General features: G+C 43.0%; 22 protein-coding genes. 12 read left to right on the top strand and 10 right to left on the bottom strand.

Annotation, left to right across the window (positions count from 1 at the left end; all coding sequences use genetic code 11):
• Window positions 1-1,003 (top strand): IS66 family transposase (locus FXV91_RS06855; protein ID WP_229389736.1); only part of this gene is annotated, 1,003 nt, incomplete at its 5' end.
• Between the two features lie 235 nt (window positions 1,004-1,238).
• On the opposite strand, the gene FXV91_RS06850 is transcribed toward FXV91_RS06855, so the two are convergent.
• On the bottom strand, window positions 1,239-2,234 hold the full coding sequence (locus FXV91_RS06850; protein ID WP_229389734.1) for a radical SAM protein: 996 nt from the start codon (window positions 2,232-2,234) through the stop codon (window positions 1,239-1,241).
• A gap of 261 nt (window positions 2,235-2,495) precedes the next feature.
• Here FXV91_RS06850 and FXV91_RS06845 point away from each other — a divergent pair, with 261 nt between their 5' ends.
• Window positions 2,496-2,999 carry a hypothetical protein gene (locus tag FXV91_RS06845; protein ID WP_229389733.1) on the top strand — a complete coding sequence of 168 codons (504 nt, stop codon included), beginning with the start codon at window positions 2,496-2,498 and terminating at the stop codon, window positions 2,997-2,999.
• Between the two features lie 103 nt (window positions 3,000-3,102).
• Here FXV91_RS06845 and FXV91_RS06840 read toward each other — a convergent pair whose 3' ends face one another.
• Window positions 3,103-3,255 (bottom strand): hypothetical protein, encoded by a 153-nt coding sequence (locus FXV91_RS06840; RefSeq protein WP_229389728.1) that lies wholly within the window; start codon window positions 3,253-3,255, stop codon window positions 3,103-3,105.
• 520 nt (window positions 3,256-3,775) lie between these two features.
• On the opposite strand from FXV91_RS06840, the gene FXV91_RS19720 reads away from it, so the two are divergent.
• The 6 genes from FXV91_RS19720 (at window position 3,776) to asd (ending at window position 7,913) form a co-directional block, all read left to right on the top strand.
• On the top strand, window positions 3,776-3,904 hold the full coding sequence (locus FXV91_RS19720) for a hypothetical protein (protein ID WP_255679947.1): 129 nt from the start codon (window positions 3,776-3,778) through the stop codon (window positions 3,902-3,904).
• A gap of 157 nt (window positions 3,905-4,061) precedes the next feature.
• A complete protein-coding gene (locus FXV91_RS06835) occupies window positions 4,062-4,367 on the top strand; it encodes a hypothetical protein (protein WP_229389726.1) in 306 nt (101 codons plus the stop codon).
• Between the two features lie 507 nt (window positions 4,368-4,874).
• Complete coding sequence (locus FXV91_RS06830; RefSeq protein WP_229389724.1) at window positions 4,875-5,933, top strand: GTP-binding protein; 1,059 nt, start codon at window positions 4,875-4,877, stop codon at window positions 5,931-5,933.
• A 127-nt stretch (window positions 5,934-6,060) separates the two neighbouring features.
• A complete protein-coding gene (locus FXV91_RS06825) occupies window positions 6,061-6,369 on the top strand; it encodes a hypothetical protein (protein ID WP_229389722.1) in 309 nt (102 codons plus the stop codon).
• A gap of 239 nt (window positions 6,370-6,608) precedes the next feature.
• On the top strand, window positions 6,609-6,791 hold the full coding sequence (locus tag FXV91_RS06820) for a 4Fe-4S binding protein (RefSeq protein WP_229389720.1): 183 nt from the start codon (window positions 6,609-6,611) through the stop codon (window positions 6,789-6,791).
• Window positions 6,792-6,884: 93 nt separating this feature from the next.
• Entirely contained in the window at window positions 6,885-7,913 is a 1,029-nt protein-coding gene (gene asd / locus FXV91_RS06815) for an aspartate-semialdehyde dehydrogenase (protein ID WP_229389718.1), read from the top strand.
• Between the two features lie 305 nt (window positions 7,914-8,218).
• On the opposite strand, the gene larC (FXV91_RS06810) is transcribed toward asd, so the two are convergent.
• The 6 genes from larC (FXV91_RS06810) to FXV91_RS06785 all read right to left on the bottom strand — a co-directional run bounded on the left by larC (FXV91_RS06810) (window position 8,219) and on the right by FXV91_RS06785 (window position 15,288).
• Window positions 8,219-9,409 (bottom strand): nickel pincer cofactor biosynthesis protein LarC, encoded by a 1,191-nt coding sequence (larC, locus tag FXV91_RS06810; RefSeq protein WP_229389715.1) that lies wholly within the window; start codon window positions 9,407-9,409, stop codon window positions 8,219-8,221.
• A gap of 87 nt (window positions 9,410-9,496) precedes the next feature.
• The gene (gene larB / locus FXV91_RS06805; protein ID WP_229389713.1) at window positions 9,497-10,291 is read right to left on the bottom strand and encodes a nickel pincer cofactor biosynthesis protein LarB; all 795 of its coding nucleotides are present in this window, start codon (window positions 10,289-10,291) and stop codon (window positions 9,497-9,499) included.
• 337 nt (window positions 10,292-10,628) lie between these two features.
• On the bottom strand, window positions 10,629-11,828 hold the full coding sequence (locus tag FXV91_RS06800) for an aldo/keto reductase (protein WP_229389711.1): 1,200 nt from the start codon (window positions 11,826-11,828) through the stop codon (window positions 10,629-10,631).
• 135 nt (window positions 11,829-11,963) lie between these two features.
• Entirely contained in the window at window positions 11,964-12,542 is a 579-nt protein-coding gene (locus FXV91_RS06795; protein WP_229389709.1) for a TetR/AcrR family transcriptional regulator, read from the bottom strand.
• Window positions 12,543-12,765: 223 nt separating this feature from the next.
• On the bottom strand, window positions 12,766-13,347 hold the full coding sequence (gene larC, locus FXV91_RS06790; protein WP_229389791.1) for a nickel insertion protein: 582 nt from the start codon (window positions 13,345-13,347) through the stop codon (window positions 12,766-12,768).
• A gap of 153 nt (window positions 13,348-13,500) precedes the next feature.
• On the bottom strand, window positions 13,501-15,288 hold the full coding sequence (locus FXV91_RS06785) for a hypothetical protein (RefSeq protein ID WP_229389707.1): 1,788 nt from the start codon (window positions 15,286-15,288) through the stop codon (window positions 13,501-13,503).
• 301 nt (window positions 15,289-15,589) lie between these two features.
• Between FXV91_RS06785 and pyrH the strand changes: the two genes are divergently transcribed.
• From pyrH to FXV91_RS06765, 4 genes are all read left to right on the top strand, one after another.
• Window positions 15,590-16,291, top strand: coding sequence for a UMP kinase (gene pyrH, locus FXV91_RS06780; RefSeq protein ID WP_229389705.1), 702 nt, complete (start codon window positions 15,590-15,592; stop codon window positions 16,289-16,291).
• Window positions 16,292-16,458: 167 nt separating this feature from the next.
• Window positions 16,459-17,652 carry a hypothetical protein gene (locus tag FXV91_RS06775; protein WP_229389703.1) on the top strand — a complete coding sequence of 398 codons (1,194 nt, stop codon included), beginning with the start codon at window positions 16,459-16,461 and terminating at the stop codon, window positions 17,650-17,652.
• Between the two features lie 138 nt (window positions 17,653-17,790).
• Window positions 17,791-18,906, top strand: coding sequence for an ABC transporter permease (locus tag FXV91_RS06770; protein ID WP_229389701.1), 1,116 nt, complete (start codon window positions 17,791-17,793; stop codon window positions 18,904-18,906).
• Window positions 18,907-19,000: 94 nt separating this feature from the next.
• Entirely contained in the window at window positions 19,001-19,663 is a 663-nt protein-coding gene (locus tag FXV91_RS06765; RefSeq protein WP_229389789.1) for an ABC transporter ATP-binding protein, read from the top strand.
• A gap of 179 nt (window positions 19,664-19,842) precedes the next feature.
• Here FXV91_RS06765 and FXV91_RS06760 read toward each other — a convergent pair whose 3' ends face one another.
• Both FXV91_RS06760 and FXV91_RS06755 read right to left on the bottom strand, forming a co-directional pair.
• On the bottom strand, window positions 19,843-20,766 hold the full coding sequence (locus tag FXV91_RS06760) for a ribose 1,5-bisphosphate isomerase (RefSeq protein WP_229389699.1): 924 nt from the start codon (window positions 20,764-20,766) through the stop codon (window positions 19,843-19,845).
• 106 nt (window positions 20,767-20,872) lie between these two features.
• Entirely contained in the window at window positions 20,873-21,661 is a 789-nt protein-coding gene (locus FXV91_RS06755) for a winged helix-turn-helix domain-containing protein (protein ID WP_229389697.1), read from the bottom strand.
• Window positions 21,662-22,358 lie beyond the last annotated feature (697 nt).

Raw genomic sequence — 22,358 nt, 5'->3', positions numbered from 1 at the left:
TCCTTACTGTGGAAGAATAAATAAAGCTGTTTTTCCTGAATCAGTAAAATATCCAGTTCAGTATGGTCCWAATATYTTAGCTTCAGCTATTTACTGTAAAAATCACCATTTTATCCCCTATGAAAGGATTTCTGAATTTTTTGAGGATATTATGGGAATAAAAATCTGTCCTGCTACGATAATTCGAGCAGAAAGAGAATGTTTTCAGAATATAGAGGAATTCGAAAGCGTTATTCGGGAGAAATTAATGATTTCTCCTGTTGTCCATTTTGATGAAACTGGTATGAAGATCGAAGGAAAAAGGCACTGGCTTCATGTAGCTTCTAATGATAAATACACATGTTATTTTCCTCACTCAAAAAGAGGAGCAGAGGCAATAAATGCTATGGGAATTCTTCTGGAGTTTAAGGGAGTAGCAGTTCACGACGGATGGAAACCTTACAACATTTATGACTGTGATCATGCTCTCTGTAATGCTCATTTACAGAGAGAACTTGCTGGAATTGAAGAGAACTATAAACAGCAGTGGGCTAAAGAAATGAATGAACTGCTCACTGAGATGAAAAAGTATACCGACGAATGCAAGGAGCAAGTCAAAGAACTGGATTTTGAGCAAATTAAAGCATTGGAAGAAAGGTTCGATGCTATCATAATTAAAGGAATTGAAGAAAATCCACAATCTCTAAATCCTGAAAAGCAAGGAAAACGTGGAAAGAATCCAAAAACTAAAGCAAGGAATCTGCTGGATAGGTTTATAGAACATAAAGAAAAGATCCTGAGATTCCTGACAGACTTGAAAGTTCCGTTTGAGAATAATCAAGCAGAAAGAGATATCAGGATGATGAAACTACAGCAGAAGATATCAGGAACTTTCAGAACAACACAAGGAGCGGAAGCTTTCTGCAGAATTAGAGCTTACATCTCTACAATTAGAAAGAACGGATTACCTGTTTTGGAGGGTATTATAGCGGCGCTCAAGGGAGCGCCGTTAACTATACTCTGAATAGTTACAAAATTTCTTCACAAATGTTTCCAGTGGAAACGAAGGGGTTCCTGTTTAGAGAACAGCAGGAATTGAAAAAACACAAAAAAAGGACTCTTAGAATTATAAAAGCAAACGAATTTTCAAAACCGCAAAAATTAATAACATGATTCTGGAACTAAAGGAAGACTGCCCTCTGACCAGAAACATATTCGGCATAAAAAATTATACTTTTACATGAAAGGTCATGCCCTAATCAGAAGTCCACAAATGGCACAAGGTCACAACCTGTGCATTTGAGGCACATTGTCATTGCAAGCGAAGTGTCAAGCCCATACTTCCGGAGGATTTCTGCCTCCATTTTTGCGAGTTTTAAAAGTCGCTCAGGAGACGGACGTTCTGTAAAACAGTCTCCGGACCTGAGGGGATGCGGGTTTACCGGGCGCAGGACGGGAATTACTCCTATCTTTGCAAGGGTTTCAACTCCTTCCCGGACAGAAGTATCGCTTTCACCAAGCCCGATTATGAAGTTGCTGAAGACCCTGTTTTTTCCAAAAATCTCCACAGCTTCTTTAAGCCTGTCCAGGATATATTCAAGGGAAAGATCCCCACAGACCTTCTGAAAAATCTCCCTGTCCATGGTTTCAACGTTATATTTGACTTCGACAACCCCGGCATCATAGAATTTCCTGGAACAGCCTTCTGTCGGATATACCGAAACACCTATGGGGACGTCATACTTTTTGAGGATGGGGAGCAGTTTGAGCACGCGTTCCACCTCTCCTTCGATTGAGTCTTCGACGCCTGAGGTAAGGGAGATAGCTTTGAGAGTTCCTGCTCGCAGGACATCATCCACTATGTTCAGGACTTCCTCTTCATTCTTGATATGACCCTGAAGTTTGGGCACAGGACAGTATTTGCAGTCAAAAATGCACCTCTCGCAGAGTGTAATAAAAGCTTGCTCAGGACAGTGGGCAGGGGCAGGCTCAAGTTTTCCCCTGGCAAGTTCCCTTCCTTCGTGCAAAAGCGTGACTGTCCTGTCTTCTTCTGCTGCTTCAATGGAAAGGGGAGAATTCTTACTTACACTGAGCCTGACCCTCTTCTCTCCTGACCTGAAAAAAACGGAGCTGGTACCTGCCCCTGGACCTGCAGTAGAACCTCTAGCCCTGGGAATAAGTGACGGGTCCACAGAAACAGAACCTATTGAGATAAGGAAAGCTTTTAATTCCGGCGTGATTGGTGTGTCTTGCATCTAAATGTCCCTCAAAGAGAATATTTCCTTGTAGTTCCGGCCTTTTTTCATCTTCGTCAGATAGTATATAAATTCTTCTGAAAATATAATTTAAACAGTTCGAATCTGACTTCGAAATAAGGAAGTTTTTTTCTTTACACATTAATTTATTTTTTCAAAACGTAAAAAAAGCCTTTTCATCCCGAAAAAGCCAAAATAAGCACATATAAATAAAAGAAATACGATTTAAAGTTTAAAATTAATCAAGGAGGAATAGGAGTTATGTTGAATAAATGGTTTGCAGTACTTGTAATACTCGTATTTGCTATTTCTGCTGCTTCCTCAGGTTGCAGTGAAAACAGCGAAGAGGACACGAATGTCCCTGAAGAACAAGTTGAAGTCGATGAAGAAGAGATTTCTGCTGAGGGTGCGGGAAAAGAGGAAGTTAAAGTGGAAATAGTATCCACCGGAAGTTCCAGTGAGTGGTGCCCTGTAGGTTCATCCTGGAAATCAACAAACCCCCAGACAGGCGAAGAGGTCATAATGAAGATCACGGGAACCGAAACAGTTGATGGAGTTCCGATGTGCAAAGCTGTTTATGAGACAAACCTTGAAGATGAAGAATTCTCTAAAATTGAATATTTGTGGTCCGAAAATGGAGAAACCTATTTCTGGACTGCTTATGACATGTCAGGAGAAATCGTTTCCAAGATGAGTATGAAAGACGGAAACATGAAAATCGTTGATGAAGAAGGCAATGTAATGGAATATTCTCAGGGTCAATGAAATAAAGACAGGGATCCAAAAATAAGGCAAGGGACCATAAATTCTGCTGGGTTTTCCAGCATGCTCCGTTTTTTTTCTGAGATTTTTCTGTTTTTTCCTGAGGTTATTTTCCTGAGATTTTTCTGTTTTTTCCTGAAATTCTTTTCCTGAGATTCTTTTCCTGAGATTCTGTATCTATATTTATTCTGCACCTGCCCGGTTCCTGGGCACCTGTTTTAAGAGCTCCATCCATTTTATACCCAACGTACCTGACCACTTCTAAACTCAAAGAGAAGTGTTGTGTAGAGGGAACACGGTTCTGATTGTTGGAGGTATTTCAGGGGTATTAGACAGGTTCTATTATGTTAGTTATGTGGATTAAAGTTAGAACGATGCTAGAATAATGCACAAATAAAATAACATTATGTGTTACATAAATTTACAAAAGTGTTATATACATGAAATGCATAGTATAATTTGCGTTCTCATCCCTTCAACACCCCTCAAATACAAGATCTACTCCACACAAGTAAAGGGATAAAGAAGAAAATAGAGAAATTAAGCTAAAACTCGCAACCCGTGAGTCCAGTACCTCAATATCTCTTCCCAGACAAAAAGAAAAGCATCTCTTAATGCCGTTCGGAACTTCCAGGTTTTTGGATGGGAACGCAAATCTATTTTTCAAAAGATTTTTTCAGGGGAAGGAAATTTTTGGTGCTTTCTGGTAATTTACTGGTATCTGGTAATTAGTGGTATTTTTCCCGGATTACTGGATATTGTTTTCGTGATTTCTTTACATGCCCCGCATGACACTTGAGCCTGCCTGCTATATTGAAAGAAAAAATGAAAGCGTTAGCCTCGGGAATTATGGAATCAGCATATCAACCGCATGCTTAGAGAAATATATGCTTCTGGATAAAAATTAATTTATAGACAAAAGAATATTGCCTGGATTACCAATTATACGTACATCCTAAAAAAGATATATCCTTAAACCCAGAGCCCGGAAAACAAAATCAAAATAATTATATATTTACTCTTCTAATTTTTAAAAATTAGTTTTTACGGCGCAGGAGGTTGTTAATGATAGAAGAGAAAGATGAAATTGACCTTTTTCTGGATTCACAGGTAAAAACCGAAAAAGAGCTGCTGCAGGAAAAATGTGAGAGGATTTACTATGTAGCATCCAGCCAGATTCGCAGGGATATAATGCGAGCGGTTTGCTTTCTCGGAAAAAGAAAAGAAGAGCTCCTTAAAGAAACTGGCCTTGATGAAGTCGCTTTAAAATTCCATACCGAAATTCTGATAAGCGCTGATTTTCTTCTCCTGGACGAAAAAGGCGTATACAGACTGACAGAACTCGGACTTCAGGTGCTTCCGAAGCTTTAAAAGATCTTTGTGCGGAATGGAAAAATAGGTTAGTCCGAAATAGAAATTATGTTAATTTCTGCTGTAATTTCTGCTATAATTTCTGCTATAATTTCTGCTATTATTTGCGGCGCACAATTAGAATTAATAATATTCAATCAATAATATTTGGGCTAAACCTATTTTATCTCTTCATAAAGGTCATAAAACAATTATATTTTGGAACTCTAAAGAACCTACCTTAAAAAATATCTCCTGAAAATTCACATATTTCCAGAGGAATTCAGTTTTGAAATCTTATCAAATAGTCTCTATTCTGCGGGTTAAAAAACTGGGATATTCTCCTGATGCAGATCCCTAGCAGACCTGTCAAATCCCATGACTGGAAGAGGAAAAGCCCTTTGCAGAAGCATTCATAAAATAAGCTTCGGATAGAAGGCTTTGCCAATTTTATATATACAAGTAAATATATTATATTTGTCAGCCCGACATAGAATTTTTTTTCAGGACAATAAGGACAGGAAAAACATGAAAGTCATGATCATAGGAGGTTTTCTCGGAAGCGGGAAAACAACAACCATTCAAAAGATCAGCAGGCAGCTTAGCGATGCCGGAAAACGGACTGCGATTATTGTAAACGAGATTGGGGAAATAGGGCTTGACGGAGAGACGCTCAAAAGCCCTGGAATCATAACTGAAGAATTGACAAGCGGCTGTATCTGCTGTACACTCAGAATCAGCATGCAGTATACGCTTCAGACCCTTGAAGAAGAATTCAAGCCCGATATTGTAATTATCGAGCCAACAGGAATTGCTTTTCCCGGGCAGATAAGAGAAGAAATCGAAGTGATGGGGCTTTCCGAGCTATCCTTTGCTCCGGTTGTGACCCTTGTAGACCCCGGGCGCTTCGGCACTGAGGCAAAAGAAATTCCAAGGTTTATCGAGACCCAGGTGAAGGAAGCTGAAATCCTCGGCATAAACAAGGTGGATGTAGCGCCTGCAGGAATAGTCACGGCAACAGAACAGATGCTTGCTGAACTGAACCCTGAAGCCAGGATCCTGAAGTTTTCGGCAAAGCTAGGAGATGAACAGTTCGAAAACCTCCTCATCCACCTTGCAGTACCAGGGATTGAGAAGCCTCCTCAGAAAAAGAAAAATTCTATTGAGATCTCTGAAGTCTCAGCTCACTCAGTCCTCTACACCCTCGCGTCCTGCAACCTTAATCCTGAAAAAGGCGCGCTCCTTGTAGAAGAGAGCCTTCAAACCATAAGGGACCAGGTGAAGGGAATTAACCCTGATTTTATAGGGCATGTTAAACTATCCCTGAAACTCCCGGACTTCATGGTCAAGGGCAGTGTGACTTCATCAGAAGAAGCTCCGCAGGTGGAATTTATTTCCCGCAAAAATGAAAAGCTCGAACTCAGGCTGCTTTCCGCAATTACAAAGGTCCCTAAAGATAGGCTTATAGAAATAGTAGAGAGTACACTTGAAGAGAAGTTGAGGGAAACAGATACTTTTTTTGAGAAAAAAGAACAGCAGCATCAAGACACGCTTACAAAAATAAGCGGGATCACGAAAAGGAAATAAGTGTGGAGATAAATACTGGCACAAGCGTGGAAAAAATGAATACAAATAAGAATCCGGTTTCAGTCAGTAAAGAAAACAAAATATTAGAAAACTGAGATATTAAAGGATAAAGAAGCGGAGTTTCAATATGCGTGATGAAATTGACGAACTTGATGCCTATTTCTCCTTGAAGGGAGAAACTACTGAAGGCGAAGCTGTCAAGCTGGAACATATGATGATGGAAAAGGTTTCCATAAACCCTGCGAGAAGGAAACTTCTCAGAGTAGTTGGCATCTTCGGGAAAACTGAAAAACAGCTAAAGGAAGAGTCAGGATTAAACGATTTCTTCTTTAAGTTTCACATGGATTTCCTGCTCAAAGAAGGGTTTCTCAAGTTAGAAGACGGGATGTACCGCCTTACTGACCAGGGTATTGCAATGCATGATTCCGTATGTTAAAAATCATATTTTCTCATATTCCTACTTCTTTTTGAATATATTCAAAAAATTAATTTAGGAATTTGAGCCTTGACTCCTTCCGATTCATAAAATGGATATTTGCTAAAAAGCGATAAGTTTTTATGTTTATCTGAGTAATGGCGTTATGACCAAACTTTTCGATATTCTATGGAAGTTTCAAAACGCCCCGATATAATTTCCTGGTACATATCGAGCAAACAAAAGGAGTGTGAAAAAATATGCCAGCATTAGTTAACGCAGATGAATGTTCCGGATGTGGAAGCTGTGTCGATGAATGTCCTTCTGAAGCAATCACCCTTGATGAAGAAAAGGGCTGTGCAGTTGTCGACCAGGACGAATGTGTAGAGTGCGGTGCATGTGAAGAAGCATGCCCGAACCAGGCAATCAAAGTACAAGAGTAAAAACAGAGATCAAGATGGAATAATTTTTTATTCCATTTTTTCTTTTTCCCTTTTATAAAATTATTCCTTATCTCTCCGGAGGTAGCTTTTTAGATGGCAGCAGTTAAAGCGGGTATTTTAGGCGCTACAGGCGCTGTAGGGCAGAGATTTGTAGAAGCACTTGCAAACCATCCCTGGTTTGAGATTACAGCCCTTGCAGCGTCAGAAAGAAGCGCTGGCAAAACGTATAGAGAAGCGGCAGGATGGAGGCTGGATACAGCCATGCCGGAAAGTGTCGAAAACATAGAGGTTGTCCCAGTAAACCCAAAAGCCGTTGATGCGGACGTGGTCTTTTCGGCTCTTCCTGCAGATCTTGCCCTTACAGTGGAACCCGAGTTTGCAAAAGCCGGGTTTGCAGTTGCAAGCAATGCATCGTCCTACAGGATGGAAAAGGATATACCTCTGGTAATCCCTGAAGTCAACCCCGAACACCTGGGACTTATCGAGGTCCAGCAGGACACCAGGGGCTGGGACGGATACATTATTACAAACCCTAACTGCTCCACAATTGTCATGACAATTACCTTAAAGCCCCTCATGGAGTTCGGGCTTGAAACCATACAGGTAGCTACAATGCAGGCGATTTCCGGAGCAGGATTTTCCGGAGTTTCAGCCATGGCAATTTATGATAACGTAATCCCCTACATAGGGAGCGAAGAAAAGAAGATGGAGACTGAAACCTTAAAACTCCTCGGGGAATTTAACGGCTCCGAAATTGTGCCTGCGGATATAAAGGTCAGTGCTTCCTGTCACAGGGTGCCTGTGATTGATGGGCACACGGAAGCTATCTGGGCAGGCATGAGGAATAAACCCACGCCTGAAGAGGTAAGGGAAGCTTTCCTCAAATTCGATCCTAAGCTTGGAGAACTCCCATCAGAGCCGGGTAAAGCCCTTATAGTGCGGGACGAAGTTGACAGGCCCCAGCCGCGCCTTGACCGCAATATGGGAAAAGGCATGAGTGTTTCTGTGGGTAGAATCAGAGAAGGAATTCGTTACATTGCAATGGGGCACAATACAATTCGAGGAGCTGCAGGTGCAAGTGTCCTGAACGCAGAACTCCTGCACTCTATAGGCAAGATCTGAGTTTAAGATAAACGCTTCAGCAATAATAAATAGCAAGAAATAAATAGCAAGATTAGAGGCGTGGAGCTCAGTAAAAATAGTAAAGAACATGAATGAGAAGTAAAAAGTCTGAAACCTGGACTTTTACTTTTCTTTAAAACTCCCTGTTTTAGTTTAGTTTAGTTTAGTTTAGTTTATTTTGAGTTTTGAATCTCTTTTTCCTGAGCTGTTTTGCGTTTGAGCTGGAGAGCTATTTTGTCAGGCACTCCCGTTTTCAAGCCATATGTTTTCAGGCAATTTTCAGGCAGTATCATTTTCAGCAGTTATCAGGAGAACAGTTTTCTTGCAACCTCTTCTGCCCTGCGCATGACCTCTCTTACAGGAACTCCGCTGGCTTTTGCAATTTTTTTGCAGTCCTCAAACTCCGCAGAGATATTGAGTAGAATCCCTTCCGAGTCCCTGGCGATTTTGACTGCAGTCTCAAACTCCTGGCCTTCGAGCTCTATTTTTATCCTTTCTATATTTCGGGCAGCCATTAACCTGTGCCGCGCGGGCATAACTCTGACTCCAAGGGACCCTGTTTCAATAATGATTTTCCTGGCGAGTTTTGCGCTGTCTTCAGGCTTTGCAATAACCTTGATAATATGGGCAGGTCTTCCTTTTTTCATGGTTGCGGGTATGATTGCAACGTCCCTGGCTCCCATCGAGAGCAGTTCTTCAAAAAGGTTGCCCAGGACTTCCCCGCTTACATCGTCAGCATTGGTCTCAAGAACCTCAATTATATCCGGAATCAGGTGTGAGTCAGGTTCAAGAAGCACTCCCTGGAGAACATTCGGTCCCGGAAGGTCGGCATCCCCTGCCCCGTATCCAACAGCAATTGCCCTGCCCTGAGGAAATGCCTCAACAGGTTTTGTGAAATGGGAGAGAATTGCAGCCCCTGTAGGGGTGAGCAGCTCCTTGTTCACATTTCCTCCCCTGAAATAGAGTTTCCCTCTCCTGAGAATCTCAAGGGTTGCAGGAGCAGGCACAGGAAGGGTACCGTGAGCACATTCTATTGTGCCGCTGCCCACGCTGATAGGGGTGCAGAAAATCGAGTCACAGTTGAGAGAATGGAGGGCTGCAGAAGAGCCTATGACATCAGCAAGGGCATCGCTCTGCCCAACTTCGTGGAAATGAAGCTTCTTCAGGTCAGGCTGCCCATGGACTGCGGCTTCGGCTTCTGCCATTTTCAAAAATATATCAAGAGCACTTGCTTCCACTTTAGGAGGCAGTTTTGCCTCCTTTATAAGGTCCACAATTTCAGGGTATGTTCGGACATGCTCTTTTTCAGGCACGTTTATGCGAACATCCAGGGCTCTTATTCCCTTTTTTGTCACTTCCCTTATATCCATGGATACGGGCGCTGAAGCCTCAATTAATTCCTTTACCTCTTTCCTGTCAGCTCCGAGGTCGAGAGCACAAGCCAGAATCATATCCCCGGCTGCCCCTGAAAATGGATTAAAAACCAGTGTTTTCATAGAATTCCTCCCTGAATCTCGCTCTGGACTTATTCGCAGTCATTATTCTCCCTTGTCTTCGTCCTGCTCTTCGTCCTGCTCCTCGTCCTATTCCGCCTCTTCTTTTTTTCTTTGAGTTTCGGCGGTAGCAATCATATTGGCGATCCTGGCTGCATAAGCCCCTGCAACAAATCCTGCATCAATATTTACCACGGCAAGTGTTGAGCAGGACTGGAGCATTGACAGCAGGGCTGCTTTTCCTCCGCCGCCTGCCCCGTAACCTGTGGACACGGGAAGCCCTATTACCGGCACATCGACAAGCCCTGAGACTATGGTTGGAAGCGTTCCCTCCCTTCCGGCTGCAACAACGATTGCTCCGGGATTTCGGAGTTTGAGCTTCTGAAGCTCAGGGATCAGCCTGTGTATCCCGGCAACCCCAACATCATACACGGCAACGGTTTCACATCCCATTTCGGAAGCAACAACCCTGGCTTCTTCTGCAGCAGGGATATCTGCCGTGCCTGCGGATATAACTCCAACAACTCCTCCTGTGCGTGGAGCAGGAGTGCCGTCGTAGACGACCACAGTGCGCGCCCGGCAATTCCATTCGAGTTTATCAGAACCAAAAGCCTTCCTTAAGGCTTCCAGATGTATGGCACAGACTCGAGTAATCAGAGCTCTTTTACTTTTTTCTACCATAACCCTGGCAATCTCTACCACATCTTCAGGCTCCTTGCAGTCAGCAAGAATAGCTTCGACTACTCCAGTCCTGTTTTTCCTATGGGTATCCACTTTAGCGATATTCGAATAGGAAACAAAACCAAGACTAAGAACCTGCTGTTCCGCAGTTTCAAGATCGACTTTTCCTTCTTTGACAGATTTTAATATATTAGTAAGATCCATGCGCCACCCTTAACCAAGAAGAATTGAATGTTTTGGCAATAAACAGCTTAAATACAATGTTACTAGGAAATAATTTATTCGTTTGGAGGCTCTTTAGAGTTTCGTGCTATACACATAAAAATTTGATTTTTATAATTATGGGACATTGCCTTGAAATTTGGAATAAAAATTCAAAATTCCAAATCTGGACGATAAGTAATGATTGATAAACCTGCAATGAACTTATAGTGAACTTGAGAATAAGCAGCAGAAAATAGAGATATTATTTATCTTTCAACAAAGGAGTTTAAACAATATCTCCATCTCATCTTTTTGGCGCTTCAAATAATTCTCACTTTCAGGTCTGCTTGAACAGCTGCTTTGCCATGGCAACTCTCTGCTCAAGGTCGGATCCTTCCAGTTCTTCCACAACAGATTCTAGAACCGTAGGTATATCAATGTGCTGAGGACATTTCTCAACGCACTTTCCGCACTGGACACACAGGGATGCAAACTCGGGATCCCCGGCAGTGACTACACCACCAAGCCTTGCAGCATAAAGGAATCGTTCACCAGCGGGATCATCGACCAGGTACAGGTTGTTATACTCCTCGAAACAGAGTGGAATATTCACTCCTGCTGGACAGGGCATACAGTATCTGCAGCCTGTACAGCTTACTTTCATTAGTTCACGGTACTTGCTCGTTACTCTTTTTACCAGCTGCAGTTCAGCTTCAGTCAGAGAATTTGGGTATGCTTCATCTGCTATTCTAAGATTCTCTTCAATATGTGTTTCCTCATTCATGCCGGAAAGGACTACTGTGACCTCAGGGTGATTCCATACCCAGCGGAGAGCCCATTCAACAGGGGATCTCTTTATGGGGTTTTCGTCCCAGATATCTTTCACAACTTGTGGAACGGTCTTTGTCAGGTTCCCTCCGCGGAGGGGTTCCATAATGATCACTCCAAGGTCTTTTGAAGCTGCATATTCCAGACCCTCAGTGCCTGCCTGGTTCTTTTCGTCCAGGAAGTTGTACTGGATCTGGCAGAAGTCCCAGTCATAAGCGTCCACTATGCGTTTGAATTCCTTTCCTGCACCGTGGAAGGAGAAACCTGCGTTGATTATGCGGCCGTCAGCTTTAGCTTTGTCAAGGAAATCACCCACATCCAGCTTTTCAATATTGTCCCATAGGTCACCAACGAGATAGTGAAGAAGGTAATAGTCAATATGATCTGTATTGAGTTTCTCCAGCTGAGCATTCAGGAACTTATCCATATCTTCTCGGCTCTTTATAAGGAAGGAAGGAAGCTTTGTGGCGATTTTAACCTTTTCTCGATATCCCTCAGCAAGAGCACGACCTAAGAAAGGCTCGCTATGCCCCATGTGATAGGGCCAGGCCGTATCAACATAATTTACTCCATGGTCGATTGCATAGCGTACCTGTTTAGTGGCTCTTTCTTCATCTATACTGCCATCTTCTTTAGAGGCAAGGCGCATGCATCCAAATCCAAGTATCGAAAGCTCATCTCCATTTTTTGGCATTTTTCTGTACAGCATTTTTCTTTCTCCTGAATTTTTGAATTGTTTTACTTACTCGTGATTGATTTTTTGATTGACAGCTTACTTTTATGATAAATAATCCGTTAATTTTTGTATCTGATTGACTGGTCACTCACATGTGGAGTAAAAAAATTATTCTTTAGCCAGACCTCTCCAGATAATCTGGAATCCATCCTCTAAAACCTTATTTTGATCCTGTGACGAATCTGAATCAAGGATGAAGTTCACTATCGTCCTGCTACCCTGATAAAACATTGCAATGACCAGATCCGCAGGAAAATCTCTGATCTCTCCCGTTTTTATTCCTTCATCCACAAGATTATGGAGGAAGACATACTCTTTCATCACTTCTTCACGCGTAAATTTTGTTATGTAAGGGGATGAACAGAACTGCCCGACAAAAAGAAATTCGTTCTGATTGCTTACACCCCATTTGATTAAATTTGACCATATTCTTTTTAATTTATCCTGAAAAGTACCCTTAGCTTCGAGATCTTTCCCCATAGCGTGGCTTAAGTTTCCTTTAACTTCAAAATACAGGCTGTTTATAAGGTCTTCTTTTGTGGGAAAGTAATTAAAAAGGGTGCCTGTGGCTACATTTGCTTCTTTAGAGATCTGAGCAGTGGATGTACCATGAAAGCCTCTTTCAGTGAAGAGCTTCAAGGCTGCTTCCAGAATGGCTTTTCTTTTGTCTTTGATTTGTTCTTTCATGTATTATCTCGATAATTGACTGATTAGTCAGTGATGTTGTACTATTATGTTATTATAAATACTTTATGGCGGTTTTTAAACACTCAGCCAAGTATTGTAGTAGATATTTGGCAACTATGAGAGATAACGGGCACTTAATAATACCTTTCACGATAAAAATATTCAAGAATAAGAAAGCTTTTAGGAAAAGGACCCTTATTCCGAAAAAAGGTAAGATCGGGCTTCAATTCCCGAAGCAAGTTTTCGTCTTATCTTTACAGTACAGTTTTTTTGAAACCGGGGACAAAGGTTCAATGTCCAGTCCCGGACCACAATCATTGAAATTAACAGTAAAGTCCTTTATGCCTTTCAGAGCCCTTTCTTCAATTAATTCTTTAATTTCGTACATGGAAAGCTTCAGGCCCGCTTCCCTTACCCGGCTTGCCAGTTCCTTAAGTTCTTCGTACTCCACCCGGGCAGAAAGGGGCTTTTGCTCTTTTCCTATAACTATTTTTATATCAATTTCCCCTTCCCAGAGAGGCAGGTCATTTTCGTCCCTGAAAGAAAGGCAAAGCTTCCTAAGCTCGTAGTCAAAGGGATAATGCTCGGTCTTCAAAAGCCTGACTCCAAGAGCCCCAGTCTCCAGTGCCATGAACTCGGCAAGTGAATCAAGAGTATCTTTCTCACTATCAATGAGAAAAATATATTCAGGCCTGCCTTTTTTTGTAAGGGCAGGCACTACATGTACGTTTTTAGCCCCAAGTTTCATCAATTCTTCGATCAGGTAAGGGACCTGGTCGCAGGTAATATTGTCAACATTAGTCATCAACAACAAAAAGAAGCCTCCTGGCGTTTTCCAGAAAAGAAAAAGGCAGAGGTGGAAATGGAATTAAAGCCTGTAACTTAAATCCTTTCTCCTCTGTCCAGAATTCAGTGCCGTTTTTTGTGGATTGACTGGTTCTTAGCTTGTGGATGGTACTCAGATACCTTCCATGGATCTCATTATCCTGACTGCTAGCTTTGCAACGTCCAGCGCTTTTTCCCGGGCTCCGGGAATTGCAGCTGAACAGGACTTCCCTCCTTTTTCTGCAAGCTTTGCAACTTCTTTTGGATCGGCAACGTTCATTGCAGCTGCAACGGCTGCAGGTACTGTGATATTAATAATCGAGTGCCCCGAAAGCTGAAGTTCACAGACGGGTATGGCTGCGAGGGGTATAATTTCCAGAAGCTCCTTTTTGTCATTGAAAATAGCGTCCGGGATCACCTTCTGTCCAAGCCCCAGAAGTTCGAATGTCTTGCCGTCTACAGTTAGTTCAACATCAGCATCCGTATCAAACCCATAGTACGAATTCGTGAATGGATGGCTTCTACGGGCACCTCCGACCATTTTTTTGATGTCAATCCTGATGTCGTGCCCTGTCATGGCTCCAAGCATCTCAGCAGCCCTGGTCTCAACAGTTTTCTTTCTTTCCAGGTCAAGTTCCCTAACAACATCCTCTACGGACTTTCCGGCTTTTATACCCTCATATGCCTTTTTTGCCCTCCTGACAACTGCGGCTGAGCGAACTCCATCAGTCCCCAGGATCATGGTACGTGTAATAGGACCTCTTCTGACCTGTTCGGTTTTCCTTGCAATTGTATTAAGGGCAACTGAGGCAATTTCCGGGTCAAGCCATTCGTTCTTTTTTACCTCTGCAATGATATCCGCAGCCTGTTCAATATTGCCTTCAAACTTGATCAGGGCCCTGAGAGCAATTATGGAATCTGCAGTCATATGCCCGAGGGGGGGCATTATAGGCCCGCCGGAAAAACCAGCCCCGATTTCGACTGACTCTTTAAAGGCGCAGAGCATCTCGCCAAAAGACATCATTCCAACAACAGTCGGAGCACCTATGTCTTTTATAATGACCCCAAGGTCCCCTACCAGCCGAAAAGAGTCATATTCTTCGTCTGTGCCGCGCATATGAAGCTTTTCCGGGATGCCTGCAGCCTGGCACGCGGCTTTGCCTGCAAGATAGGCGCTGTTTACGTCGAAGAAACCACCGTATTCCTCACCCACAAAAGCATCAGGGTGAACAATTTCAAGCGCTGCTGCGGCTCCGAGAATTGCCGAAATTATGGGGCTTGCAGAAACACCTGCTCCCCAATAGGCCTGCATCATCGCTTCTGTCCCTATCCTTGCGCCATTCATGGCTACTTCCGGAAAGCCTATGTCTTCTCCGAGGGTGTTGTGTCCGTACAGAGGACCGCCTGCAACTCCAAGGGGAAGTTTTCGCCCATCAATTCTGGTAAGCTTGCCTTCCGCCATGGCACTGTAAATAGCCTGCACGGCTGCAAAGCCTGAGACCTTATTGTTGGATTTGGGAGTGGGAACAGCTATAACCCCTGTCCTATCCGCTCCTGCGATCATGCGGGCAAGGGCCCCTAACTTCCTGTTTCCTGCAGGAACTCCGGCCTGGGCATTGGAACCTGCAAAGTAGCAGATTGTAGCCGCAAAAAGGGCTGCATTTGCCGGACTTGCTCCGGCTTCTTCTGCAGCGTCAATACCTTTTTTGAGTACATGATCTATTTCCAGGCTGCCACTGTCTTCATCCGTAAGCTTGATGTTGGCACCCCGGAAAAGCTCTGTAGCGATAGCGTTTGCGGCACAAATAGCGCCTATATTTGTCATTCCATGGCCTTTGGTAAGGGCTTCTATCCTATCATTTGTAAGATTCTGGATACCTGAGACTGAGGCCATTACTGCAGCATATACTTCGCTATTCAAAATATATTGCCTCCTCCAAAAAGTATATAGGGATTACTTTCCCTCAATAGTTTAAAATTTGTTATGTAAATAGTTATGGATTAACACTGTGACAACTGTAAAAAATCAAAATTCAGATAGAGGAAAATAGAAATCAAGTAAAGTTGAATTTAGTCTTCGTTGAGAACAGAAAAGAAGTGTAGAACAAAAAGGCTTCAAGAACCCTGTAGCAGCCTGAAGAATGAAGAAATGTGAAAAACTGTGGAGTAAAAATATCAGCGATACATTTAAAAATCCGCATTGTTAATGTGTAGAGATCATCATGCTCATAGTACTCTCATTAGGCGGTTCAATTCTCGCAAAAAATCTTGATTCGGCTCGTTTTTTAAAATACGCAAAAGTCCTGCAGGACATATCGAAAAAACATACACTGCTTGTAGTAACTGGTGGTGGGGAAGCAGCACGGAACTACATAGAGGCTGCGCGGGCCATGGGGGCAGACGAAGTAACCTGCGACTATATAGGCATTGAGATCACACGCCTGAACGCAAGACTTCTTATTGCGGCTCTCGGATCCGACGGATATCCCGATGTTCCTTCAAACTATCTTGAAGCCTCAAAGGCTATGAACTCAGGAAAAGTTGTGGTAATGGGAGGAGTTACACCAGGCCAGACAACTGATGCTGTAGCTGCAATCCTTGCCGAGTACCTGCGTGCAGACCTGCTGACAATTGCAACCTCAATTGACGGAGTTTATTCTTCAGACCCGAACTGTGACCCGAATGCAGTCAAATATGATACAATATCTCCTGAAAAACTCATAAACATAGTTATGGCAATTGAAATGAAGGCAGGCTCGAAATCTCCGGTGGACCCCGTAGCTGCAAAGATCATCGAGCGCTGCAAGCTCGATGCCCTTGTTATGGACGCCCGTGACCCTTCTTTGCTCAGAGAAATTCTGGGCGGAGAGGCAGCCAAGAAATCCCCGGTATCCTGCGGAACCTGGATTACAAAAAGAAAATAAAAACCTGAAGCAGGGTTACAGCCCTTCTCCGACATATTAAAACTGAAAAACAGAGAAAACATAAAAACTTAAACATAGAGGTTCCTACATACATTCATATTGCAGAGAGCCAGATAGTTTCCCGACTCTGGTTCCAGGCAGTTTTTAGAAATAAGGAGGAACCGGGCTTGAGCCTGCCAGAAAAAAAGAACTGTTTAAAACAGAGAGAGTTTACTTTCCGTTTATTTTCTTTAATTTTATTCCTGATTTTCTTATGTGTTCAGGCAAGTCCTGTTTCAGGGGCAGTGAGCGGGACAATTGCCGGAGAAGAGACTGAGAATAGAATTATTATTGACTTTTTCTCAGACCATGACCTGAGCGACGCAACGGTCAGGTTTGAACAGCCCTTTGAAAATATTTCTCTTGTTTTTACCCTGAGCTCGGGAAAAGAAATTCTGAAATCAGAGACCTTTAATCTGGGATCCGTACATGAAGGGCAGGAAGTAACAGAAGTCCTTTTCTGGGGGCTTGAAGAGGACTTTGGAAAAGATAGGGATTCCTATACAGCACAGCTTCTTATAAAGGACGGCAGCCAGACTATTGAATCCCGGAAACTTTCTTTTTCTTACCGAAACCCGCATCTCTCAAACCTTAAAGTTGTGGATTTCTCTGCAGACTCCGAAAAAGCTTCCGTTCTGATAACCCTTACGAGCTCCGCAAATCTCAGATTCGTTCAGGTACCTGAGCCAGGCATGGCAGATCTGGACCTAAAACTCCTTTCCGGCACGGATATCATATACTCCGAAAACCTGGAAAATGTCCCTGTAACGGATGCCTACTATAAAGCAATGTACTGGCCTTTCCTTCTCGAAAAGGACAGAAATTATACGGCTTTCCTGAAAGTGCGTTCCCATTCCCCTGCTCTTACTACAGCTTATACATCGGAATTCAGGGCGGAAGAAAAAGTAGAAATCCTTGATGCGGACATCGACGTGGATGAATACGGGGCAAGCGTTACAGTCATTGGAAAATCCCAGGTGCCTTTCAACGGAATTATCAGGGTTGTGCTGACTCCTGAAGAAGGAGATGTACAGGTTTTTGAAGAAACTGCCGATATCCTGACCGCAGGGAAGGAAGACACTGTAGGAATTATCTGGCAGGGGGTTCCCAGGGGGGACTATAATGTAAAGGTTTATGCAGTAAACCTGGAAGGTGAAGTCCTTGACAGCCATGAAACGGTTCTGCGGGTTTTTGAGCCCGTAGCCGAGATAAATCCCTCTGAGGAATCACCAGCCTTTAGCTTTCAGGCAGCACTTGGGATTTTCCTGTGTTTTGCGGTTTTGAGGGGGAGAAAAAAGAGAGGGAAAAAAGAAGTGCGCTAATTGTCTCAATAAGCTCAAAGTCAATATTCCAAGCCAGTAGCCTAAGCCGATAGCTTAAAAGACAATAACCTCAAAATCAACAACCTCAAAGCTATTTAAAGTTAGCCGGGATTAGACGCATTCGCACGCGGGATCACTATGTTTGACCTGATCATCCGAAACATAACGAACAGGAAAGTCCGGAGCGCACTGACAATTTGCGGAATAGCCCTCGGGATTTTTGCAGTTATAGTTATGGGCGCCATGTCTGAGAATTTCCACCAGACTTTTGAGCGTTCCATGAGTGTAACTAGCGATAAGATCCGGGTCTTTGCCGAGAGCGGGGTCTTTGGAGGAGGGCTCACAGACAATAAGGTAAGCGACGTCTTGAGAGTAGCCGGGGTAAAAGATGCTTACGGGCTTTTAATGACCACCTTTGACGAAGATAAGATGGGCATGACAGGAAAACAGATCCTTGGTGTCCCTCCTGAAAAGTCCAGCGTTGCCCTTAACCCTGTGGAGCTGAAAGCAGGTCGCTTCCTCAATCCTGGAGATTCCTATAGCGTTGTCGTCGGGAACAATATCAAAAGAGAATATGGACTTGAGGTAGGCAGCAAATTTGAAATCCATGACAAATATTTTACCGTTGTCGGGATCCTTGAGTATACAGGCTCGATCTTTGATAATGCCGTAATTATTCCTCTTGAAACTGCCCAGGACCTGTATAATGTGGGGGATTCGGTATCCTATATCTTTGCCGTGCCTGACGAGAGGGTGGATGCTGAGATGCTATCCAAGCGCATAGAGTTAAGCGTAAAAGGCACAAGCACCCTTTCTCCAGGGGAACTTGAGGTGCAGGCAAGGCAGTCCTTTATGATTTTCAGTGTAATAACCATCAGTTCCGGGCTCCTTGCAGCAATTATAGGCGGGCTTTGTGTGATGAATACAATGCTCATGTCCGTTGCCGAGAGGACAAGGGAGTTTGGGATTTTGAAAGCAATAGGCGCAGAAACACGGGATATCCTGCTCCTGACACTGGGGGAAGCTTCATTCATGGGTTTATTAGGTGGAATTCTCGGAATTCTGGTTGGTGTTGGGGCGGTCTATATCATGAATGCCTGGCTTGCAACGACAAGGATCGTCCTTTTCCTGATAACTCCCAGGCTTCTTATAATTGCCATGGTTTTTGCTCTGCTGATTGGCGCTCTTTCCGGGCTTTATCCTGCGTACAGGGCTTCAAAGATGAGTCCTATGGAGGCTTTGAAGCATGCATGAAATGGGAATTGGAGAAAAAGGGCTTGAAACTGCGAAAAAGCATAAAAGAGAAGGAAATAAGCCCAATTTGAGAAACGAAGGGCAGAAAGTCATAATGCAGGTTGAAAATCTTTCCAAGACCTATACACAGGGTAAAATTCCAGTTCATGCCCTTCGCTGCGCCTGCATAACCGTAAGAAAAGGGGAACTTCTTGCGATAATGGGGCCTTCGGGTTCAGGAAAATCAACCCTGCTTGCCCTGATCGGCACGCTTGAAAAAGCCACGGAAGGCAAAATAATCCTCGACGGGACAGACCTTACCTCAGTGCCCGAAAAGCTGCTTCCGGGAGTTAGAAGAGAGAAAATAGGTTTTATTTTCCAGCACTACAACCTGATACCTACACTTTCAGCCCTTGAGAACGTTGAACTTGCTATGCGCTTTTCCGGGGTGCCAAAAAAAGAGAGAAAAGAAAGAGCAAAAGCCCTGCTTGATGACCTGGGCCTTGGAGACCGCCTCAATCATAAACCTACGGAGTTATCCGGGGGAGAGCAGCAGCGGGTCTCTATTGCCAGGGCGCTTGCGAACAGGCCTGCCCTGATTCTTGCAGATGAGCCAACAGGCGAGGTGGATAGTAAAACCCGGGACTCTATTGTCCGTACATTCAAGGAATTGAGCGAAAAAGGACAAACAATTCTTGTGGTTACCCACGACCCAGAGGTTGCAAAAGAGTGTTCAAGGGTGCTCAGGATTACGGATGGAGTTATTAAAGATTATTAAAGACACTATCAACCAGGAAAATTAAAAAGAAGGAATTATAAGCAGATGCATCCAGGCTGAGAAATATTTATCTTGATCAGGAAGCCGGTTTCCCGTTCACATTCGATAAGATATGCGCCAGCTTACCAGAACCCGCCAAAAAAAACAAAGCAGGGAACAGAGACCAGAAAGTATGTTCTTTAAATTTCCCCAAACTCCCATCCAAGGTGCTCTTTTATTACGGTATATGCCATTGCAGGCGGAATAATTCCGATATCAGTTACGATCATATCAATGTACTCAGCAGGGGTAAAGTCAAAAGCCGGATTTTTTACCTGCACATGAGAGAGGTCTGCAATAATCGCAGGATCGACTATTTCATCCGTATTCCTTTCTTCAATTTCTATGGGGTTTCCTACAATCGTGCTCGGGCTGAACTTGAAGGTTTCAGCGGCTACCATAAAACTCTTTCTGGCTTCATGGGCAGCAAGGGCAAGCTGAGACGTCCCGATCTTATTTACAAGAGCTCCGTTGGCTGCAATCGCATCAGCTCCGACTATTACCTTATCCACTTCTTTCATGTAGTAGCGTACAGCAGAGTCTACAATCAGGGTTGAAGGGATTCCAAAGCTGTTAAGGTGCCGGACAGTTAACAAACCCTGGCGCCGGGGCCGGCTTTCAGTGGCAATAACCGATATGTCCTTTCCTTCTTCAAAAGCTGCTGTAATGATGGAAAGAGCAGCGTGGGAGTTGCAGTGAGTCATTATTACGTCCCCGTCCCGAACTCTTCTTGACCCTATTTTTCCTATTCTTCCAAGGGCCTTATCTGCTTTCTCGATAAAGGAATTTGCGTTTTCGATAACTTCCTGTCTTGCTTCTTCTACATTTCCTGAAGAATACCTCGAAGCAAGTTTTACAGCATTCGGAAGGGAAACAGCTGTAGGGCGGGTACTGATAAGAAAACTCGAAACTTCCTGGATACCGGCACTAAATTCCTCCATTGAAGCTGCCTCCAGACCTGCAGCATAATCTCTGATGGCTTCTGCAGCAGCTTTTGCAATCCTGCCTGCGCCCCGGATTTCCATCGTCCGAATCTTTTCTGCGGTTTCCTTAACTTTTTCCATAATATAAAGGATAGTCAGAGCTCGATTTATAGCTATCTTTCCCCGATTTATAGCCAGCCCCCGGCAGTTCCCGAATTCAGGCGATAAAGACTGAATTTATTTAAATTCAGATTTCAGTTATTTCTTCGGATCTGTCCCTGTAGTAAGCAAAAAGGTCTTCTCCCCACCGAAGGGCACCCGGGTCGAAACACATGACGTCCTGCTTATGGTCAAAAATGCCGTCAGAAAAAGGAAGGCTTAGAGAGAGGAACCTGTCAGTAACAACATGAGAAAATTCTATTTTTTCGTCACATACATAGAAACATGTATTCTCTAAATTCATAAATTCTCTAAATTCAGTTCGATATTCCTCTTTTATCCTCTCATAAACCGGACGGGTTACAAGAAGAGAGATGTCAGCTCCTTTTTTTGCGAAAGAAAGAAAAAGAGACGGGTAAAGAGGATGGAAAATGGAGGCAGTACCTTTTATTCGTCTTGATATCGCAAGGTTTTCCACAAATTCCCTGTGAGGTTCAAAAAGGCGTGTCCTGTCAGGAGGTTCGGAGAATGTACAGTTTTTCAGATCTCCAATCCTGCTCCTCAAAAGGGTAGGTATGCACTCAATTGAATGGTTTGCCCAGTACTTATAGCAGGTACCAAAAACGTTTAACAAACTGACCATTGCCTGCATTCTCCCAGCTACAGCTATACCAAGAGGAGACAGGATGTAAACATCTTCAGTCCTGAATACCAGAGAGTCATCCCTTAGTTTTTTTAACTGAGGGAGGACAGCTACAGCACTGGCATTTAAATGTATCTTTATTTCATTGATAGTTTTTGGCCCGTCCTTCAAAAATAAAAGAAGATCTTTTCTTTTCTCAGAGAGGAAAATTAATTCGAGAAGCTGGCTGTTCATGTTTTTGAGATATACGTAAACACTTGATAAGTATCTTTCGTATTTTTCAGCACCTTTCTTTCCAAAAGTATTCAATTAGTTAACATTTTCCATTAATCTGTATGAAAAAAATTTAACACATTGCACCGATGGAAAAGTATAAATTTGAATAAATATTGCAGAGTAAAAAATCATAGAAATTGAGAATGTAAGATATTGCTTTTAAGTCAGAGTAACTTGATTTTGAGGCAGCTAAATAATTTAATGGGAAGTAAATTTTAAGGTCGTATAGGTTATATACCTCTATAACATAAAGAGGAAGTTGACGATTAAGAGTTAAGGGGTTTTTCTCTTAATCGTAGGGGTTGAATCACACAATTGGGAGCCAAATCAGAGGTGGCAAAAGGCTCCCAATTCTAATACCAGTATTTTTGAAGAGTTTTCATCCGTAAAAAATATTTAATCCTGGATTATTCGGACATCTAACTTTTCAAAAATCGTTTAGTTCGATTCCAATAATTTTAGATAGTTATGTCCAGATTGGAGAGGTTATGAATTGGGAAGGCTCTGATTGAAAAAATTGTAAGCCAAAAACCAGATTTGAACTTCATTAATTGAAAAAAACTTGATTGTAGATTTTCAGATCCTGAAATAAATTTTCAGGAGGATAAAAGAAATAAAGAAATGAGGCATCTTTTTATCTCCTCTGAAAGTTTTA

Source organism: Methanosarcina sp. DH2 (assembly GCF_020804225.1).
Taxonomy (GTDB): Archaea; Halobacteriota; Methanosarcinia; order Methanosarcinales; family Methanosarcinaceae; genus Methanosarcina.
This window is presented reverse-complemented; position numbering and strand designations above follow the sequence as displayed.

Coding starts and splice junctions, on each gene's coding strand:
- FXV91_RS06760 (WP_229389699.1), bottom strand. CDS start 20,766: ATGGAAAAAGTTAAGGAAACCGCAGAAAAGATTCGGACGATGGAAATC.
- FXV91_RS06800 (WP_229389711.1), bottom strand. CDS start 11,828: ATGCTGTACAGAAAAATGCCAAAAAATGGAGATGAGCTTTCGATACTT.
- FXV91_RS06830 (WP_229389724.1), top strand. CDS start 4,875: ATGAAAGTCATGATCATAGGAGGTTTTCTCGGAAGCGGGAAAACAACA.
- FXV91_RS06820 (WP_229389720.1), top strand. CDS start 6,609: ATGCCAGCATTAGTTAACGCAGATGAATGTTCCGGATGTGGAAGCTGT.
- larC (WP_229389715.1), bottom strand. CDS start 9,409: ATGAAAACACTGGTTTTTAATCCATTTTCAGGGGCAGCCGGGGATATG.
- FXV91_RS06845 (WP_229389733.1), top strand. CDS start 2,496: ATGTTGAATAAATGGTTTGCAGTACTTGTAATACTCGTATTTGCTATT.
- FXV91_RS06835 (WP_229389726.1), top strand. CDS start 4,062: ATGATAGAAGAGAAAGATGAAATTGACCTTTTTCTGGATTCACAGGTA.
- FXV91_RS19720 (WP_255679947.1), top strand. CDS start 3,776: ATGCCCCGCATGACACTTGAGCCTGCCTGCTATATTGAAAGAAAAAAT.
- larC (WP_229389791.1), bottom strand. CDS start 13,347: ATGACTAATGTTGACAATATTACCTGCGACCAGGTCCCTTACCTGATC.
- FXV91_RS06850 (WP_229389734.1), bottom strand. CDS start 2,234: ATGCAAGACACACCAATCACGCCGGAATTAAAAGCTTTCCTTATCTCA.
- larB (WP_229389713.1), bottom strand. CDS start 10,291: ATGGATCTTACTAATATATTAAAATCTGTCAAAGAAGGAAAAGTCGAT.
- pyrH (WP_229389705.1), top strand. CDS start 15,590: ATGCTCATAGTACTCTCATTAGGCGGTTCAATTCTCGCAAAAAATCTT.
- FXV91_RS06755 (WP_229389697.1), bottom strand. CDS start 21,661: ATGAACAGCCAGCTTCTCGAATTAATTTTCCTCTCTGAGAAAAGAAAA.
- FXV91_RS06795 (WP_229389709.1), bottom strand. CDS start 12,542: ATGAAAGAACAAATCAAAGACAAAAGAAAAGCCATTCTGGAAGCAGCC.
- FXV91_RS06765 (WP_229389789.1), top strand. CDS start 19,001: ATGCAGGTTGAAAATCTTTCCAAGACCTATACACAGGGTAAAATTCCA.
- FXV91_RS06770 (WP_229389701.1), top strand. CDS start 17,791: ATGTTTGACCTGATCATCCGAAACATAACGAACAGGAAAGTCCGGAGC.
- asd (WP_229389718.1), top strand. CDS start 6,885: ATGGCAGCAGTTAAAGCGGGTATTTTAGGCGCTACAGGCGCTGTAGGG.
- FXV91_RS06825 (WP_229389722.1), top strand. CDS start 6,061: ATGCGTGATGAAATTGACGAACTTGATGCCTATTTCTCCTTGAAGGGA.